Source organism: Methylorubrum sp. GM97, assembly GCF_024347855.1.
Taxonomy (GTDB): domain Bacteria; phylum Pseudomonadota; class Alphaproteobacteria; order Rhizobiales; family Beijerinckiaceae; genus Methylobacterium; species Methylobacterium extorquens.
Genome location: NZ_AP025942.1, coordinates 2,116,651 through 2,131,735, shown reverse-complemented (window position 1 = coordinate 2,131,735; position 15,085 = coordinate 2,116,651). Strand labels below are relative to the sequence as shown.

14 protein-coding genes and 1 pseudogene are annotated in these 15,085 nt (G+C 69.4%); 6 read left to right on the top strand and 9 right to left on the bottom strand.

From position 1 onward, the window contains the following. Nucleotides 1–23: 23 nt before the first annotated feature. Nucleotides 24–323 (bottom strand): hypothetical protein, encoded by a 300-nt coding sequence (locus MSPGM_RS09950; protein ID WP_003603193.1) that lies wholly within the window; start codon nucleotides 321–323, stop codon nucleotides 24–26. A gap of 366 nt (nucleotides 324–689) precedes the next feature. On the opposite strand from MSPGM_RS09950, the gene MSPGM_RS09945 reads away from it, so the two are divergent. Both MSPGM_RS09945 and glpX read left to right on the top strand, forming a co-directional pair. Then, nucleotides 690–2,012, top strand: a complete 1,323-nt coding sequence (locus MSPGM_RS09945) for a homoserine dehydrogenase (RefSeq protein WP_003603191.1) — start codon at nucleotides 690–692, stop codon at nucleotides 2,010–2,012. 235 nt (nucleotides 2,013–2,247) lie between these two features. Beyond that, a complete protein-coding gene (gene glpX / locus MSPGM_RS09940; RefSeq protein WP_003603189.1) occupies nucleotides 2,248–3,243 on the top strand; it encodes a class II fructose-bisphosphatase in 996 nt (331 codons plus the stop codon). Nucleotides 3,244–3,313: 70 nt separating this feature from the next. Here glpX and MSPGM_RS09935 read toward each other — a convergent pair whose 3' ends face one another. From MSPGM_RS09935 to purE, 4 genes are all read right to left on the bottom strand, one after another. After that, nucleotides 3,314–3,694 (bottom strand): response regulator, encoded by a 381-nt coding sequence (locus MSPGM_RS09935; protein WP_209688605.1) that lies wholly within the window; start codon nucleotides 3,692–3,694, stop codon nucleotides 3,314–3,316. Nucleotides 3,695–4,099: 405 nt separating this feature from the next. After that, a complete protein-coding gene (locus MSPGM_RS09930) occupies nucleotides 4,100–4,960 on the bottom strand; it encodes a tetratricopeptide repeat protein (RefSeq protein WP_003603185.1) in 861 nt (286 codons plus the stop codon). Between the two features lie 387 nt (nucleotides 4,961–5,347). Continuing rightward, complete coding sequence (locus MSPGM_RS09925) at nucleotides 5,348–6,460, bottom strand: 5-(carboxyamino)imidazole ribonucleotide synthase (RefSeq protein ID WP_003603184.1); 1,113 nt, start codon at nucleotides 6,458–6,460, stop codon at nucleotides 5,348–5,350. 17 nt (nucleotides 6,461–6,477) lie between these two features. Next, entirely contained in the window at nucleotides 6,478–6,975 is a 498-nt protein-coding gene (gene purE / locus MSPGM_RS09920; RefSeq protein ID WP_043707592.1) for a 5-(carboxyamino)imidazole ribonucleotide mutase, read from the bottom strand. Nucleotides 6,976–7,276: 301 nt separating this feature from the next. On the opposite strand from purE, the gene MSPGM_RS09915 reads away from it, so the two are divergent. Next, the gene (locus MSPGM_RS09915; protein ID WP_003603180.1) at nucleotides 7,277–7,453 is read left to right on the top strand and encodes a DUF3606 domain-containing protein; all 177 of its coding nucleotides are present in this window, start codon (nucleotides 7,277–7,279) and stop codon (nucleotides 7,451–7,453) included. 227 nt (nucleotides 7,454–7,680) lie between these two features. On the opposite strand, the gene MSPGM_RS09910 is transcribed toward MSPGM_RS09915, so the two are convergent. Beyond that, the gene (locus MSPGM_RS09910; RefSeq protein WP_003603178.1) at nucleotides 7,681–7,902 is read right to left on the bottom strand and encodes a YdcH family protein; all 222 of its coding nucleotides are present in this window, start codon (nucleotides 7,900–7,902) and stop codon (nucleotides 7,681–7,683) included. Between the two features lie 251 nt (nucleotides 7,903–8,153). Here MSPGM_RS09910 and MSPGM_RS09905 point away from each other — a divergent pair, with 251 nt between their 5' ends. Both MSPGM_RS09905 and MSPGM_RS09900 read left to right on the top strand, forming a co-directional pair. Continuing rightward, entirely contained in the window at nucleotides 8,154–8,330 is a 177-nt protein-coding gene (locus tag MSPGM_RS09905) for a YdcH family protein (RefSeq protein WP_003603176.1), read from the top strand. Between the two features lie 216 nt (nucleotides 8,331–8,546). Continuing rightward, a pseudogene (locus MSPGM_RS09900) lies at nucleotides 8,547–10,477 on the top strand (propionyl-CoA synthetase). Between the two features lie 92 nt (nucleotides 10,478–10,569). Here the strand turns inward: MSPGM_RS09900 and MSPGM_RS09895 are convergent. Next, on the bottom strand, nucleotides 10,570–11,229 hold the full coding sequence (locus MSPGM_RS09895; RefSeq protein ID WP_003606063.1) for a ceramidase domain-containing protein: 660 nt from the start codon (nucleotides 11,227–11,229) through the stop codon (nucleotides 10,570–10,572). A 159-nt stretch (nucleotides 11,230–11,388) separates the two neighbouring features. On the opposite strand from MSPGM_RS09895, the gene xth reads away from it, so the two are divergent. Further along, nucleotides 11,389–12,183, top strand: a complete 795-nt coding sequence (gene xth, locus MSPGM_RS09890) for an exodeoxyribonuclease III (protein WP_261926357.1) — start codon at nucleotides 11,389–11,391, stop codon at nucleotides 12,181–12,183. A 31-nt stretch (nucleotides 12,184–12,214) separates the two neighbouring features. Here the strand turns inward: xth and MSPGM_RS09885 are convergent, their stop codons facing one another. Beyond that, complete coding sequence (locus tag MSPGM_RS09885; protein ID WP_003606066.1) at nucleotides 12,215–13,102, bottom strand: tetratricopeptide repeat protein; 888 nt, start codon at nucleotides 13,100–13,102, stop codon at nucleotides 12,215–12,217. Beyond that, nucleotides 13,089–14,819, bottom strand: coding sequence for a dihydroxy-acid dehydratase (gene ilvD / locus MSPGM_RS09880; RefSeq protein ID WP_003606068.1), 1,731 nt, complete (start codon nucleotides 14,817–14,819; stop codon nucleotides 13,089–13,091). The genes MSPGM_RS09885 and ilvD overlap by 14 nt, the downstream gene beginning before the upstream one ends. Between the last annotated feature and the right edge of the window lie 266 nt (nucleotides 14,820–15,085).

Below are 15,085 nucleotides of genomic sequence, written 5' to 3'. Positions count from 1 at the left end.
CGAGGGAGAGGAGAGAAACCGTATCACTCGCAGACGCGCACGCGCCGGATGTAGATGTCGCCGTAGGGGTCGATGGTCTCGCGGCGCTCGAAGTGACAGATCGGGCCCTCGACATAGACCGGCCGCGGGGGCGCCCGGTAGACCGGCTTGCCGGGGTAATAGGGATCGTTGGCCGCCGCGATCGCACCACCGACGGCAAGGCCGCCGAGCACGCCGAGCGCCGCAGCACCACCCGGACCGATGCCGTCCCGTGCCTGGGCGGCGGGCGCCGTGCCGAGCGCCAGGGCGCTCGCCACCACGCCCCCGAGAAGGATGCCCCTCATCGTCGAAACTCCTCAGATTCGCGCCCAGCGGCGCCATCGCGTTGCTGCCGGCAGCGCGGCCGGAGCCTGCGGCTCAAGCGTGGCGCTACCGAGCCAGGAGAAGAGCCCCGGTTTGAGGCCAATCTTCGGCAAGCCGGAACCCGCGCGGCGCCCCCGGCCTCGCCCCCCGCATGAGCGCCTGCCACACCCTTCCCGTCCCGTTTCCTTGCGCATTGGCCCCAAATCGTTGCAGAAGTGCGCGCCGTCCCAGACGTCTTCCGCGCCCTTACCGGACCGCCGCCCAGGCGATCCTTCGAGCGAGAAGCGGCCGTCGGGCGGCGATCCGGAACAGGTCCGGTGCCAACGTCGATTACGGTGCGAACTTCCATGACGCAGACCCTTCGCCTCGGCATTGCGGGGCTCGGCACGGTCGGTGCCTCCGTCCTGCACATGGTCGCCCGCCGCGCCGAAGCGCTCACCGCCGCGACCGGCCGCACGATCACCGTCACCGCCATCTCCGCCCGTGACCGGAGCCGCGACCGCGGCGTCGATCTGTCGGGCCTGCACTGGTTCGACGATCCGGTGGCGCTCGCGCGCTCGCCCGAGATCGACGTGTTCGTCGAACTCGTCGGCGGCTCGGAAGGGCCGGCCAAGGCCGCGGTCGAGGCGGCGCTCGGCGCCGGCAAGCATGTCGTGACCGCCAACAAGGCGCTGCTCGCCCATCATGGTGCGGCGCTCGCTCGTTTGGCCGAAGCGAACGGCGTCGCGCTCGCCTACGAGGCGTCGGTGGCGGGCGGCATCCCGGTCATTAAGGCGATCCGCGAGGGGCTTTCCGGCAACGCGATCTCCCGCGTCTACGGAATCCTCAACGGCACCTGCAACTACATCCTCAGCCGCATGGAAGCGGAGGGGCTGACCTTCGAGGCCTGCCTCAAGGACGCGCAGGCGCTCGGCTACGCCGAGGCCGACCCGACCTTCGACGTCGAGGGCTTCGACACCGCCCACAAGCTCGCCATCCTCACCAGCCTCGCCTTCGGCGTGGAGATCGACGCCGAGGGCGTCTCGGTCGAGGGCATCTCGGCGATCCAGCCCCTCGACCTCACCATGGCCGACGAACTCGGCTACCGCATCAAGCTTCTCGGCGTCGCGCAGGCGACGGAGGCGGGGATCGAGCAGCGGGTCCACCCGACCATGGTGGCCAAAGCTTCGGCCATCGCCCAGGTGATGGGCGTGACCAACGCCGTCACCGTCGATGCCGACGCGGTCGGCGAACTGACCCTGATCGGCCCCGGCGCGGGCGGGGCGGCCACGGCCTCCGCGGTCGTCGCCGACATCACCGATGTGGCGCTCGGACTCGTGCGTCCCACCTTCGGCCAGCCGATCGCGGGCCTTGCGCCGCCGCGCCGGGTCGAGATGCAGCGCCACGAGGGCGGCTACTACATCCGGCTGACCGTGCACGACCGCACCGGCGTCGCGGCCGGCGTCGCCACCCGGATGGCGGAGGCCAATATCTCGATCGAGAGCATCGTCCAGCGCCGCTCCGCCAAGGCCGCTTCCAGCGATCCGCAGGGCCTCTCCGGCCAGCCGGTGCCGCTGGTGCTGATCACCTACGCCGCGACCGAGGGCAATGTCCGCGAGGCGCTGGCCGCCATCGACCGCGATGGCCTGCTCGCCGAGGCACCGCAATTGATCCGGATCGAACGCGAATAGGCACGAAAGCCGAGGCACCCGCCGCCGTTTTCCGACGCGATCCCGCCGAAAACGCCATCCCGTGCGGGGACGGGCCGGCGTGCGCGGATCGACACCGACCGGAGCAGGGCTAGCCGAGAGCATCGTCCCGAAAGGTGGCCACCGGCTTTCGGGACGATGCTACGACAAGAGATGAGCGCATCGTCCCCGATCCGAGATCCGGGACGATGCGCCGGGGAACAAGGAACGTAGGGCGATGTCGGCGGCCAATTCCGGGATCTTCAGCGATCCCACGGCGCGGGGCCTGACCCTCGAACTGGTGCGGGTGACCGAGGCAGCGGCGATCGCCGCGGCCCGGCTGCGGGGCCACGGCCGCGAGAAGGAGGCCGACCAAGCCGCCGTCGATGCGATGCGCGCCGAGCTGATGCTGCTGCCGATCGAGGGCCGCGTGGTGATCGGCGAGGGCGAGCGCGACGAGGCGCCGATGCTGTTCATCGGCGAGGCCGTCGGCACCGGAAACGGCCCGTCCGTGGACATCGCGGTCGATCCGCTGGAGGGCACGACGCTCTGCGCCAAGGACATGCCCGGCGCCATCGCCGTAATGGCGCTGGCCGAGCGCGGCTCGCTGCTCGCCGCCCCCGACGTCTACATGCAGAAGATCGCCATCGGCCCCGGCTACCCGCTCGGCACGGTCGATCTCGATTGGAGCCCGGCCCGGAACATCGCCTCGCTCGCCCGCGCCAAGGGCGTGGAGACCTCCGGCATCACCGCGATCATCCTCGACCGTCCGCGCCACATGGATCTGATCGCCGCGGTGCGCGACACCGGCGCCAGCATCCGCCTGATCTCGGACGGCGACATCGCCGCGATCATCCACTGCACCAAGCCCGACGAGACCGGCGTCGACATCTACATGGGCACCGGCGCCGCGCCTGAGGGCGTGATCGCCGCCAGCGCGCTTCGCTGCATCGGCGGCCAGATGCAGGGGCGTCTCATCCTCGATTCCGCCGACAAGCGGGCACGGGCGGTCAAGATGGGTATCACCGACCCGAACCGGAAATACGACATGCACGACATGGCCCGGGGCGACGTCATCGTCGCGGCCACCGGCGTGACCACGGGGGCCCTGCTCGCGGGTGTGCGGTTCAGCCCCGGCCTGATCGAGACGGAGACGGTGGTCTACCGCTCGAACACCGGCACCGTCCGCCGCATCGCCTGCGAACACCGCCGGCTGGAGAGCGCGCCGGGCTGATTCGCGATCGCGAACGGGGGATTGGCCGGGACCGAAGCGGGGCCGGAGCCGACCCCTGCTCGGCTCCCGCTCAGCCGACGACGGCCGGCCCGAACAGCGCCTTGGCCAGACGCGCCGGATCGATCGGCTTCTCGCAATGAACCGCGTCCCGCAGACGCGACGGGACGGCATTCTCTTCGTAGCCGGTGGCGAAGACGAACGGGACGCCGCGCGCCCTGAGCGCGTCGGCGACCGGAAAGACCATGACCTCGCGCAGGTTGATGTCGAGCACCGCTCCGTCGATGCGCGGGCATGTCTCGATCATCGCCAGAGCGTCATCGACATTCCCCACGGGGCCGACCACTTGCGCGCCCCGCTCTTCGAACGCACGCCGTATGTCTTCAGCGATAAAATATTCGTCCTCGACGACGAGGACATGCCTTCCGTTGAACAGTTCGGTACCGTCCGGCATCGGCCGCTCCCTCCACGCTCTCTCGATACGCTCAAGATCGCGTTCGATACGGAAGTATAAACCGCGAAATCCGTTTCGGAGAGCCCCGCCCACAGATTTCAAGTTGCCCACAACCGTAAGGAGGTTGCGCCGGTTCCCAGCCCTAACTCGGCGGATGGTCATCCGGTTCGAGAGACGCGCCCATCGGCACGCGTCAGAGCGCTTCCCCTCGCGTCGCCATTTCGGCAGCCGCCCGTGAGAAGGCGGCCCGAATGGGCGCCCGGGCGCAGTGGATCGAGCGGGTTCTGACGAATTTCGTCCAACACGTGAGGAGCCGCCGGACCCCGATCGGTCGGCGGCTCCAAGCCGTTGATGGGACACACAGATTTTATTGAACCCGCGGCCCTTGCAAGAAGGGAGAGCGCCCTAGAACAGGCCGCCCTGCATACGGCCGACGCCCTGCTTGGCCACGGCGTTGTTGGGATCGAGGCGCGCGGCCTGCTGATAGCTCTCGTTCGCCTCTTTGCGGCGGTTCGTCTTCTCGTAGGCCAGCCCGCGATAGGCCCAGGATCCGGCGTCCTTCGCGTTCACGTTCAGCGCCGCGTTGAAGTCCTCGATCGCCTTGTCGTACTGGCCCAGCGAGATCAGGCTCTGGCCGCGGGCGGCGTAGGGGGCAGCGACGAAGGGGTTGCGGTCGATGGCCGCAGCGAAGTCGCCGATCGCCTCAGGGTTGTGATTCTGCTTCTGCCGCACGAGGCCGCGGGCGTGGTAGGCCTCGGCCGATTCCGGCGCGAGGCGGATCGCGACGTTGAGGTCGTTCAGCGCGCCGTCGAGGTCACCCTGGGCGCGCTCGAGGTTCGCCCGGCCGATATAGGCGGCGGAGAAGTTGGGATCGTTGGCGATCGCCTTCGAGAAGTCCTGCATCGCCGCATCGGCGCGGCCGGTCTGGCGGTAGGCCAGCGCCCGGTTGTTGTAGGCCGAGGCGGAGTTCGGATCGAGCTGGATCGCCTTCGAGAAGTCGGTGATCGCCTCGCCGAACTGACCCGCGCGGGCATAGGCCGCGCCGCGGGTGTTGTAGGCGCCGGCATCCGAGGGGTTGCGCGAAATCACGTCGCTGAGCGAGGCGATGTTGACGTTGGTGGCGCCCGTCGTGTCGGTCTCCAGCACCGCGAATTGGCGCGGAGCCGTCGCGCTGCCATAGGTCTCGCAGCCGGCCAGCGCCGCGGCCGTCAGCGCGAGGGCACCGACCAGCCTCGCCTTGCGTCCGTCGAGCGTCATCCCGATCATTGTCCCGTTCTCCCCCGCGCCCGCTTGCCCGGATCTCCGCGGCGGCCCCTTGAGGCCCGGATCATCCCGTCGCGCGCACGCTGCCGCAACACGGTGAATGGGCGCTTAAAGTGCCTCGCAAAACATCCGCATCGCCGACAGCGCCCGCGCAGGCCGAGCCGTGGAGCGAAGGTTTTGCGAAACGAATCCGGGAAGATCCGGCGGGCCCCTCCGGCCTGAGACCGGACAAACACGCACGATGCTTCCGCGGACGCCCCGTACCCTCCGCTGAAACCTCGGGATGTGGCGAAGGTGTGGCCCGTGTCCTCACGCTTTCGCCGATCGCTTCGAACCGGGCTCGACTGTAGTTCGCTGTTGCCGAGAGGCGACAGATTGAATGGTCAAGCTTTAGTCGAGCGGCTTGAGCCGGGTGACGTGACCCATCTTGCGGCCGGGACGGGCCTCGGCCTTGCCGTAGAGGTGGAGATGGGCGCCCGGCTCCGCGAGCAGGTCCGCCCAGGCATCGCCCTCGGCGCCGATGAGGTTCTCCATCTCCACCGCCATGCCGCCGGTGCGGGCGGTGTCGCCGAGCGGCCAGCCGCAGACCGCGCGCACGGTTTGCGCGAATTGCGAGGTCAGCGCGCCCTCGATGGTCCAGTGCCCGGAATTGTGCACGCGGGGGGCGATCTCGTTGACGACGAGGCGGGCGGCCCCCTCGGGCCCGGCGATCTCGAACATCTCGACCGCGAGCACGCCGACATAGTCCAGCGCCTCGGCAATGGCGCGGGCGATAGCGACCGCCGCATCGCCCGTCGTCCGGGTCAGGCCGGGAGCGGGGACGCGGGTGAGCGCAAGGATATGGTCGCGGTGCTCGTTGGCACAGGGGTCGTAGGCCGCGAAGGTCCCGTCCGGTCCGCGGGCGGCGACCACCGAGATTTCGCGCTCGAACGGCACGAACCCTTCGAGGATACAGGGCGCGCCCTTGAACTCGGCGAGGAGGGCAGCCGGGTCGTCGCCCTCGCGGATCATCCGCTGGCCCTTGCCGTCGTAGCCGAAGCGCCGGGTCTTCAGCACGGCGGGACGGCCGAGTGCCTCCAGGGCGCGCACGAGATCCTCGACCGTATCGACCGTCCGGTAGGGCGCGGTCGGGATGCCGAGCGAGGTCACGAAGTCCTTCTCGGACAGGCGATCCTGCGTCGTGAGCAGCGCCGTCGCGCTCGGGCGCAGGGTCGCGTGCTCGGCGAGCACGGCGGCGGTGGCGTGGGGGATGTTCTCGAACTCGTAGGTGACCACGTCGCAGGCATCGGCGAAGGCGGCCAGCGCCGCCGCGTCGTCGTAGGGTGCCAGCGTGTGGGCATGGGCCACGTCGAAGGCCGGGCTGTCGGCGTCGGGGGCGTAGATGTGCACCTTGAGGCCGTAATTGGCTGCCGCGAGCGCGATCATGCGGCCGAGCTGGCCGCCGCCGACGATGCCGAGGGTGCCGCCGGGCCGGATCTGCGGCGAGGAGGTGGGAGAGGCCATGGCGCTTCGTGTCGTTGTCAGGCTTGAGAGGGGTCCGGCCGTTCGCCGACGGATGCGGTCTGGCGGTCGCGCCACGCATCGAGCCGCTCGGCGAGCCCGGCATCGGTGAGCGCCAGCACGGCGGCGGCGAGCAGGGCGGCGTTGACGGCCCCGGCCCGGCCGATCGCCAGCGTGCCCACGGGAATGCCGGCGGGCATCTGCACGATGGAGAGCAGGCTGTCCTGCCCCGAGAGCGCCTTCGACTCGACCGGAACGCCGAAGACCGGCAGCGACGTCATCGCCGCTGTCATGCCCGGCAGATGCGCGGCTCCGCCCGCCCCGGCGATCACCACCTTGAAACCGGCTTCCCTCGCGCCCTTGGCGAACGAGACGAGACGGTCCGGGGTGCGGTGGGCCGAGACGATGCGGGCATCGTAGGCCACGCCGAGCGCATCCAGCGTTTCGGCGGCGTTGCGCATGGTCGCCCAGTCTGACTGGCTTCCCATGATGATCGCGACCGGGGGCGATCCCAGCATCGTCGTCTGGCCCATTACGAGGAAGCGGGCCCGTCGGCCCGCGAAAAGGCCGAATAACAGGGGGGCCCGTACCCCGGCAAGGCGAGACCCTGCAAACACTTAAAATGCGGCGGCACCACGGGCCGGCCATGAGGCGCACGCCTCGCCCCTGGCGCGGCGTCGAGGCCGGGCGGAGGCACCGGCGACGCCTTGTGAAAATCCCCCGATTCTCGCCGAACCGGGCGGAGCCGAAATCGACCGACCGCGTTGTGCTGGAAACGGCCATCGAGCGGCCGGGCCCCTTACCTCAGCGAGCTCTCAAATGTCCTCCGCGGACCAGAACACGCGCGCCCGCACGGCAACCCATATCGACATTCACGACAGCACCACCCGCAAGCACTGGGCCGACCTGCTTCAGGTCTCCGACGAACGCCTGCGCAAGGCGGTCCGCCTCGTCGGAACCCGGGTGTCGAGCGTCTCGGCCTATCTCGCCAAGTAGCCTGACCAAGTCATTCAGTCGCCGATCGACACTAGCTTCGCCGGGGAGGTCGTACCCTTCCCGGCGTTGCCGCGCGAGCATCGTGCCGAAAAGCGGCCAGCGGCTTTCAGACAATGCCGGTGTGCTAGAGCGCATGCCGACGAAGTGGTCCCCGGTTCGTCGAAAGAATGCGCGTCAAAACAAGGGGCGAGAGACGCCGATCTGATGCCATCAGGGCGGATACGGCTCTAAGCGATGATATCCGGCGTGATCTGGTCTTCCAGATGGGTGATCCGGTCGCGCAGGACGAGCTTGCGCTTCTTGAGTCTCTGCAACTGAAGCTGATCGACGGCGACGCTGACCTTCAGCGCCTCGATCGCTTCGTCGAGATCCCGGTGCTCTTCGCGCAACCGCGTCAGCTCGCCGGCCGGATCCGCGACCGCGTCGTTGGCAATCTCGTCCGCCATCATCGCTTGAAACACACCACCGGCCTTGACCGGGCGCGACCATGCGCCAAGCTCCCGGCCGGAGCAAGGCGGGACATCCGGTTCTCCCGTCTTGTCGGAGCTTGCAACGGCCAAGGTCAGTGCGCCGTCCCGCTCCAGAAGATTTGAAATTGCCCTGTTACCGATCCATCCACTTTGCCGCCGAATGGCTTCGACACGTGCTCCATCCTGTGCCAGTCTACCCCCGTCGGAAACTGTGACAGGAGCGACACCTCATGTCCTTGCAGACGCATTTGAGCCAGCTCGCCGCCAAGCACGAAGCCCTCGAGCGCGAGCTTCACCACGCGATGCAGTCCCTCGCCAGTGACGACCTGCGCATCGCCGAACTCAAGCGTAAGAAACTGCACCTCAAGGACGAAATCGAGCGCCTGCGCGGGGACACCCTCCACTAGCGACACCCCGGCCGGCTTCGCCCCGGGAGGCGCTGCCGGCCCCGCTTCTTCTCCCGCCTCGGACAAAACCGTCACCGCCGCCTGGGACAACCAGCGCGGCGGTTCTGCTTTGAGGCCGCGCACTTCAAGACAGCGGAGTTGGGCGCGCAGCGGTCGAAACCGCGCTATCATCGCCCTCGAACAGGCCGATCAACAGGCCGCGCGAGGGAAACGCCGATGTCCGCCGCCACGCCCACCGCCCCCGAGGGCGCCTATGCCGCCGTCCACACCGCCTCGCTCGCGGACCGGAACGGCTTCTGGCTGAAGGCCGCGGCGGCGATCGATTGGGACGTCGCCCCCACCCGCGCCTTCGATGCCGAGCAGGGCGTCTATGGCCGCTGGTTTCCGGACGCCCGACTCAATGTCTGCCGCAACGCCGTCGATCGGCACGCGGAGGGCGGGCGCGCCGACCAAGCCGCGATCATCCATGATTCGCCCGTCACCGGCACCAAGCGCCGCATCACCTACGGGGAGTTGCGCGACGAGGTGGCGGTGCTCGCCGGCATCCTCGCCGATCTCGGCGTGACCAAGGGCGACCGGGTGGTGATCTACATGCCGATGGTGCCCGAGGCCCTGTTCGGAATGCTGGCCTGCGCCCGAATCGGGGCGATCCACTCGGTGGTGTTCGGCGGGTTTGCCGCCAACGAACTCGCCGCCCGCATCGAGGATGCCGCGCCCAAGGTGGTTCTTGCCGCCTCGTGCGGCATCGAGCCGGCCCGCGTCGTCGCCTACAAGCCGCTGCTCGATGCGGCGATCGCCCGCTCGACTCACAAGCCCGATGCCTGCCTGATCCTGCAGCGCCCGCAAGGCGAGGCCGGCCTCGTCGAGGGGCGCGACCGGGATTGGGCGGAGACCGTCGCGCGGGCGCGCCGGGCCGGACGGCGGGCCGAGCCGGTGCCGGTCGCGGCGACCGACCCGCTCTACATCCTGTACACCTCCGGCACGACCGGGCGGCCCAAGGGCGTGGTGCGCGACAGCGGCGGCTACTGCGTCGCGTTGGCGTGGTCGATGGCGAACCTCTACGGCGTCGCGCCCGGGGAGGTCTATTTCTGCGCCTCCGATATCGGCTGGGTGGTGGGCCACTCCTACATCGTCTACGCGCCGCTTCTGCACGGCTGCACCACGGTGCTCTACGAGGGCAAGCCCGTCGGCACGCCGGATGCCGGCGCCTTCTGGCGGGTCGTCGCCGAGCACGGCGGCGCGACGCTGTTCACCGCGCCCACGGCCCTGCGCGCGATCAAGAAGGAAGACCCGCGAGCGGAAAAGATCGCGGGCCACGACCTCTCGCGGTTCCGCGCCCTGTTCCTGGCCGGCGAGCGGGCCGACCCGGATTCGGTCGCCTGGGCCGAGCGGGCGCTGGACCGGCCGGTGATCGACCATTGGTGGCAGACCGAGACCGGCTGGGCGATCGCCGGCAACCCGCTCGGGCTGGAACGGCTGCCGGTGAAGTACGGCTCCACCGCCAAGCCGATGCCGGGCTACGACCTCCACGTACTCGACGAATCGGGCAAGCCGGTCCCCCCGGCACGATGGGCACCATCGCCCTCAAGCTGCCGCTGCCGCCGGGCTGCCTGCCGACCCTGTGGGGCTCCGACGAGCGCTTCCGCCAGAGCTATCTCGCCACCTTCCCCGGCTTCTACGACACCTCGGATGCCGGCGTGGTGGATGAGGACGGCTACGTCACGGTGCTGGGGCGGACCGACGACATCATCAACGTGGCCGGCCACCGCCTCTCCACCGGCGGCATGGAGGCGGTGCTCGCCGCGCACCCGGATGTCGCCGAATGCGCGGTGATCGGCATCCGCGACGCGCTGAAAGGAGAGGCGCCCTGCGGCTTCGTGGTTCTGAAGGCGGGCGTCGCCAAGGATCCCGAGACGGTCGAGCGCGAGCTCGTCGCCCGGGTGCGCGAGGAGATCGGCCCCGTGGCCGCCTTCAAGCTGGCGCTCACCGTGGGACGCCTGCCGAAGACGCGCTCCGGAAAGATCCTGCGCGGCACGATGAAGCGCATCGCCGACGGCGAGGATTACGCGATGCCCCCGACCATCGAGGACCCGGCCACGCTGGAGGAGATCGGCGACAGCCTGAAGGCCCGCGGAATCGGCGGCTGAAACTTCAGGTTTCGAAAGGACAAGTCCTTTCGCGGGTCCAGGGCGGAGCCCTGGTGAAGGGATGATCCCTTTGCGATCCCGGAACGTGGGCCTCAGGACCTGAACCGGGTGGCCGCGATCAGCAGGCGGTAGAGCACCACCGCGTTGAGGACGTGCCAGAGGAAATGCGTGCCGAGCGGCAGGCGGGCACAACTCGCCACGTCGACCGTGCGGAAGGTCAGCGACACGAGGAAGATCCCGGCGGTCGTGAGCACCGAACGGGCGGTGCCGGGCGCCCACTTCAGGAGGGCGAGGCCGACGCCAAGGAGTGCCAGGATCGCCGGGGCGTAATCGACCGAGCCGTTGGTGAGGTCTGAGACCGAGCGTCCGCTCAGCGCATCGAGGGCCGGCGTCAGGCCGAAGCTGAGGGCGGCGAAGGCGAGCGTGAGGGCGGTCGCCGCCGCTGGACGGAGGCCGAAGAAACGGGCCATGGCGAGGGCGAAGTAGCCGTAGATGAAGACGGCGATCGGGATCACGTCGGCTAGCATCGACCAGCGGTTCGCCAGGGTGTGGAACAGGAACGAGCCGATCCCGACCACGAAGATCACGCCGGCCAGAACCAGGACCGGCCCGTCGCCGCGGGCGCGCCGCGCCGCGAGCCCGGCCGCGATCAGGAAGGCCGCGTTTGTCAAAGCATTGATCGGCTCGGCCCAGAAGCCGGCGTCGCCGCGCTCGCAATAGGCCCGCACCGGCTCGAACCACGACGCGTCCATGGGGGCATTCCTCAGCCTTAAACGCCGGCAGCCGCATCCGCAGCCTCAGGCTTCCGCTCCGCGGGGCGCTCTTCGCACCCGACAGGCGGCCCCCGCCTTGCCAGGGCCTCGCGAAGGCCCGATGACGAGAGCCCCTCCGGCCGAGCCTCCCCACGCCCCATGCGGATCACCACCTGGAACGTCAATTCGATCAAGCAGCGGGTCGGCCACCTGCTGGGCTTCCTCGACGAGGCCAAGCCCGACGTGGTCTGCCTGCAGGAGCTGAAATGCCAGGACGCGTCCTTCCCCCGCGAGGAAATCGAGGCGGCGGGCTACGAGGTCGAGACGCTGGGGCAGAAGGCCTATAACGGCGTCGCCCTGCTGGTGCGCGCACCGCTCCAGTACACCCAGCTGCTGCGCGGCCTGCCCGGCGACGCCGAGGACGAGCAGGCGCGCTACATCGAGGCGCTGGTGCACGGCGAGGGCGTGGCGCCGGTGCGGGTCGCCTCGATCTACCTGCCGAACGGCAACCCGGCTCCGGGCCCGAAATACAGCTACAAGCTCGCCTTCATGGCCCGCCTGCGGTCTCATGCCCGCGCGCTGATGACGACCGAGGAAGCGCTGGTGCTGGCAGGCGACTTCAACGTCATCCCCGAGCCCGAGGACGCCGCCGACCCCTCCGTCTGGACGCAGGACGCGCTGTTCCTGCCCGAGACCCGCCGCGCCTTCCGCGCGCTGCTGGCGGAAGGTTTTACGGATGGCCTGCGGGCCTGCGAGCCGAGCGCCGGCCTCTACACCTTCTGGGACTATCAGGCCGGATGCTGGCCGCGGAACCAGGGCATTCGCATCGACCACCTGCTGCTCTCGCCGCAAGCCGCCGACCGCCTCGTCTCGGCCTCGGTGCAGCGCCACCTGCGCGGGCTGGAGAAGCCCTCGGATCACGTGCCGGTGACGGTGGAGCTGAGCGACGGGTAAACGCTCTGAGCCCTCCCGCAGGAGAGGAGGGTTATCGCCGCCGACGGGTCGAACCCGTCGACAGCGACTGCGCCTGGGCCATCGCGTCCGCCCGGTCGGCCTCGTTGGCCGAGGCCCAGGCCTTGTCGTAGAGATTGACGATCCAGGTGTCCGCCGCGCCCTGCGCCCCGCCGCGGGCGATGGCGAGCCAGGTCAGGCCCTTCACCGGCTGGCGCTGCACGCCGGTGCCGTTGACGAGCATGTCGCCGAGCAGCGCCTGGGCCGGGCGGTGGCCCTTCTCGGCGGCGAGGTTGAACCAGCGCGCGGCCTTGCGCGGATCCTGCTCGACGCCGGTGCCGTCGAGATAGAGCCGGGCGAGGTTGTACTGCGCGTTCGGGTCGCCGAAATACGACGCCGCGTAGTTGAACATGTCGTAGGCGCGCTCGGGGCTCGGGCGCACATAGGTGCCCTTGATCCCCTCCAGGAAGTAGGTGCCGAGCGCGTTGAAGGCGCTCGCCACCACGCCCGAATTCGGGGTGTCGGGCGAATCGTCGGTGTTGTCGTCGGCGATGCGCGAAAAGTACTCGAACGCCTTGAGGTCGTCGTGGGGCACGCCGTCGCCGTCCGCGTACATGCGGCCGAGCTTCCATAAAGCCAGGGTCTGGCCCTGGTCGGCGGCGTATTCCAGCGCCCGCACGGCGCCCTGCTTGTCGCCCGCGTTGTAGTCGCGCACGCCCGAGCGCAGGGCGTCGCGGCCCGAACGGTATCCCTTCTCGGGGACCGGCGTGCGGGCGGTCGCGTCGAGCGCCGTGCCGGGATCGACGGCCGTGAGCATCAGCGCAAAGCCGAGGAAGCCGGCGAGAAGCCCCGCCCGGAGCCGACCCGGATCGGCCCCGGCCGGCCACATGGGCCGGAAAGGGGCAGTCCTAGATGTCGGCATAGACGTTCGTCTCCCCCGCGCCGCCCGGATGCGTCACGGCCCCGTTCACCGCAGGCCCGACGGACTGCGCGTATTTCCAGAGGTAGCCGGAGGTCGCGGCATTGCCCCGCGGCGTCCATTCGCTGCGACGCTGGGCCAGCTCCTCGTCGGAGAGCGCCACGTCGAGCGTACCCTTGATCGCGTCGAGAGTGATGATGTCGCCGTCGCGCAGCAGGCCGATCGGCCCGCCGATGGCAGCCTCGGGGCCGACATGGCCGACGCAGAAGCCGCGGGTCGCGCCGGAGAAGCGCCCGTCGGTGATGAGGGCCACCTTGTCGCCCATGCCCTGGCCGTAGAGGGCGGCGGTGGTCGAGAGCATCTCGCGCATGCCGGGGCCTCCCTTCGGGCCCTCGTAACGGATGACCAGAACGTCGCCGGGCTTGTAGGTGCGGTTCTGCACCGCCTCGAAACAGGCTTCCTCGCCGTCGAAGACACGGGCCGGGCCGGTGAAGACCTGGGCCTCGGGCGGCATGCCGGCGACCTTCACGATCGCGCCCTCGGGGGCGAGATTGCCGCGCAGGCCCACCACGCCGCCGGTGACGGTGATGGGCTTGTCGGCAGGGCGCACCACGTCCTGATCCGGGTTCCAGGCGACCTTGGCGAGGTTTTCCGCAATGGTGCGGCCGGTGACGGTGAGGCAGTCGCCGTGCAGGTAGCCGTGGTCGAGCAGCGTCTTCATCAGCAGCGGGATGCCGCCGACCTCGAACATGTCCTTGGCCACGTAGCGCCCGCCGGGCTTCAGGTCGGCGATGTAGGGGGTCTTCCGGAAGATCTCGGCGACGTCGAACAGGGTGAACTCGATGCCGCATTCATGCGCGATCGCCGGCAGATGCAGGGCCGCGTTGGTCGAGCCGCCCGAAGCCGCCACCGTCGCGGCGGCGTTCTCCAGCGCCTTGCGGGTGACGATATCGCGCGGGCGGATGTTCTTGGCGATCAGCTCCATGACCTTCTCGCCGGCGGCGGCGCAGAATTGGTCGCGGATCTCGTAAGGGGCAGGCGCACCGGCCGAGTAGGGCAGCGCAAGGCCGATCGCCTCGGAGACGGTCGCCATGGTGTTGGCGGTGAACTGCGCGCCGCAGGCGCCGGCCGAGGGGCAGGCGACCCGCTCCAGCTCGTCGAGGTCGTCGAGGCTCATGTCGCCGACGGCGACCTTGCCCACCGCCTCGAACAGATCCTGCACCGTGACCGGCCGGCCCCGGAACGAGCCGGGCAGGATCGAGCCGCCATAGATGAAGATCGACGGCACGTTGAGGCGCACCATGGCCATCATCATGCCGGGCAGGGACTTATCGCAGCCGGCCAGCCCCACGAGGGCGTCGTAGGAATGGCCGCGGATCGTCAGCTCGACCGAATCGGCGATGACCTCGCGGGACGGCAGCGAGGCGCGCATACCGCCATGGCCCATGGCGATGCCGTCGGTGACGGTGATGGTGCAGAACTCGCGCGGGGTGCCCTTGGCGGCGGCAACGCCCTTCTTCACGGCCTGGGCCTGGCGCATCAGCGAGATGTTGCAGGGCGCGGCCTCGTTCCAGCACGAGGCGACGCCGACCAGCGGCTGGTGGATCTGCTCGGTCGTCAGGCCCATGGCGTAGAGGTACGAGCGGTGGGGCGCCCGCTCGGGCCCCTCCGTCACGTGCCGGCTCGGCAGCTTCGACTTGTCGGTCTGACGCGCGTCCATCACTGATCTCGTGCCCCGGTCCCGTTACGCCCCCGAGATCCGCGCGGCCCGTTACGGTCCAGTGCGGAAAAACGTCCTTCGACGTCCTCGAAACTCTGCGGTAAGGCGTTGGAGCGACAGCGTTTACCGCGACCCCGGAAGTCGTCCCGGTTTATGGTGGGATTGCGGCGCTCAAAGGCACAGCTCAAGGCAAAGTCAGGTTGCTTTCGCGGTGTGTCGAGCCCGCAACAGCCGAGCTTGCGCCGGCCTTGGGAAGACTTCGCAAA

Coding starts and splice junctions, on each gene's coding strand:
- MSPGM_RS09930 (WP_003603185.1), bottom strand. CDS start 4,960: ATGATCGGGATGACGCTCGACGGACGCAAGGCGAGGCTGGTCGGTGCC.
- MSPGM_RS09905 (WP_003603176.1), top strand. CDS start 8,154: ATGTCCTTGCAGACGCATTTGAGCCAGCTCGCCGCCAAGCACGAAGCC.
- MSPGM_RS09950 (WP_003603193.1), bottom strand. CDS start 323: ATGAGGGGCATCCTTCTCGGGGGCGTGGTGGCGAGCGCCCTGGCGCTC.
- MSPGM_RS09935 (WP_209688605.1), bottom strand. CDS start 3,694: ATGCCGGACGGTACCGAACTGTTCAACGGAAGGCATGTCCTCGTCGTC.
- MSPGM_RS09915 (WP_003603180.1), top strand. CDS start 7,277: ATGTCCTCCGCGGACCAGAACACGCGCGCCCGCACGGCAACCCATATC.
- ilvD (WP_003606068.1), bottom strand. CDS start 14,819: ATGGACGCGCGTCAGACCGACAAGTCGAAGCTGCCGAGCCGGCACGTG.
- MSPGM_RS09945 (WP_003603191.1), top strand. CDS start 690: ATGACGCAGACCCTTCGCCTCGGCATTGCGGGGCTCGGCACGGTCGGT.
- MSPGM_RS09925 (WP_003603184.1), bottom strand. CDS start 6,460: ATGGCCTCTCCCACCTCCTCGCCGCAGATCCGGCCCGGCGGCACCCTC.
- glpX (WP_003603189.1), top strand. CDS start 2,248: ATGTCGGCGGCCAATTCCGGGATCTTCAGCGATCCCACGGCGCGGGGC.
- MSPGM_RS09895 (WP_003606063.1), bottom strand. CDS start 11,229: ATGGACGCGTCGTGGTTCGAGCCGGTGCGGGCCTATTGCGAGCGCGGC.
- MSPGM_RS09910 (WP_003603178.1), bottom strand. CDS start 7,902: ATGATGGCGGACGAGATTGCCAACGACGCGGTCGCGGATCCGGCCGGC.
- xth (WP_261926357.1), top strand. CDS start 11,389: ATGCGGATCACCACCTGGAACGTCAATTCGATCAAGCAGCGGGTCGGC.
- MSPGM_RS09885 (WP_003606066.1), bottom strand. CDS start 13,102: ATGCCGACATCTAGGACTGCCCCTTTCCGGCCCATGTGGCCGGCCGGG.
- purE (WP_043707592.1), bottom strand. CDS start 6,975: ATGCTGGGATCGCCCCCGGTCGCGATCATCATGGGAAGCCAGTCAGAC.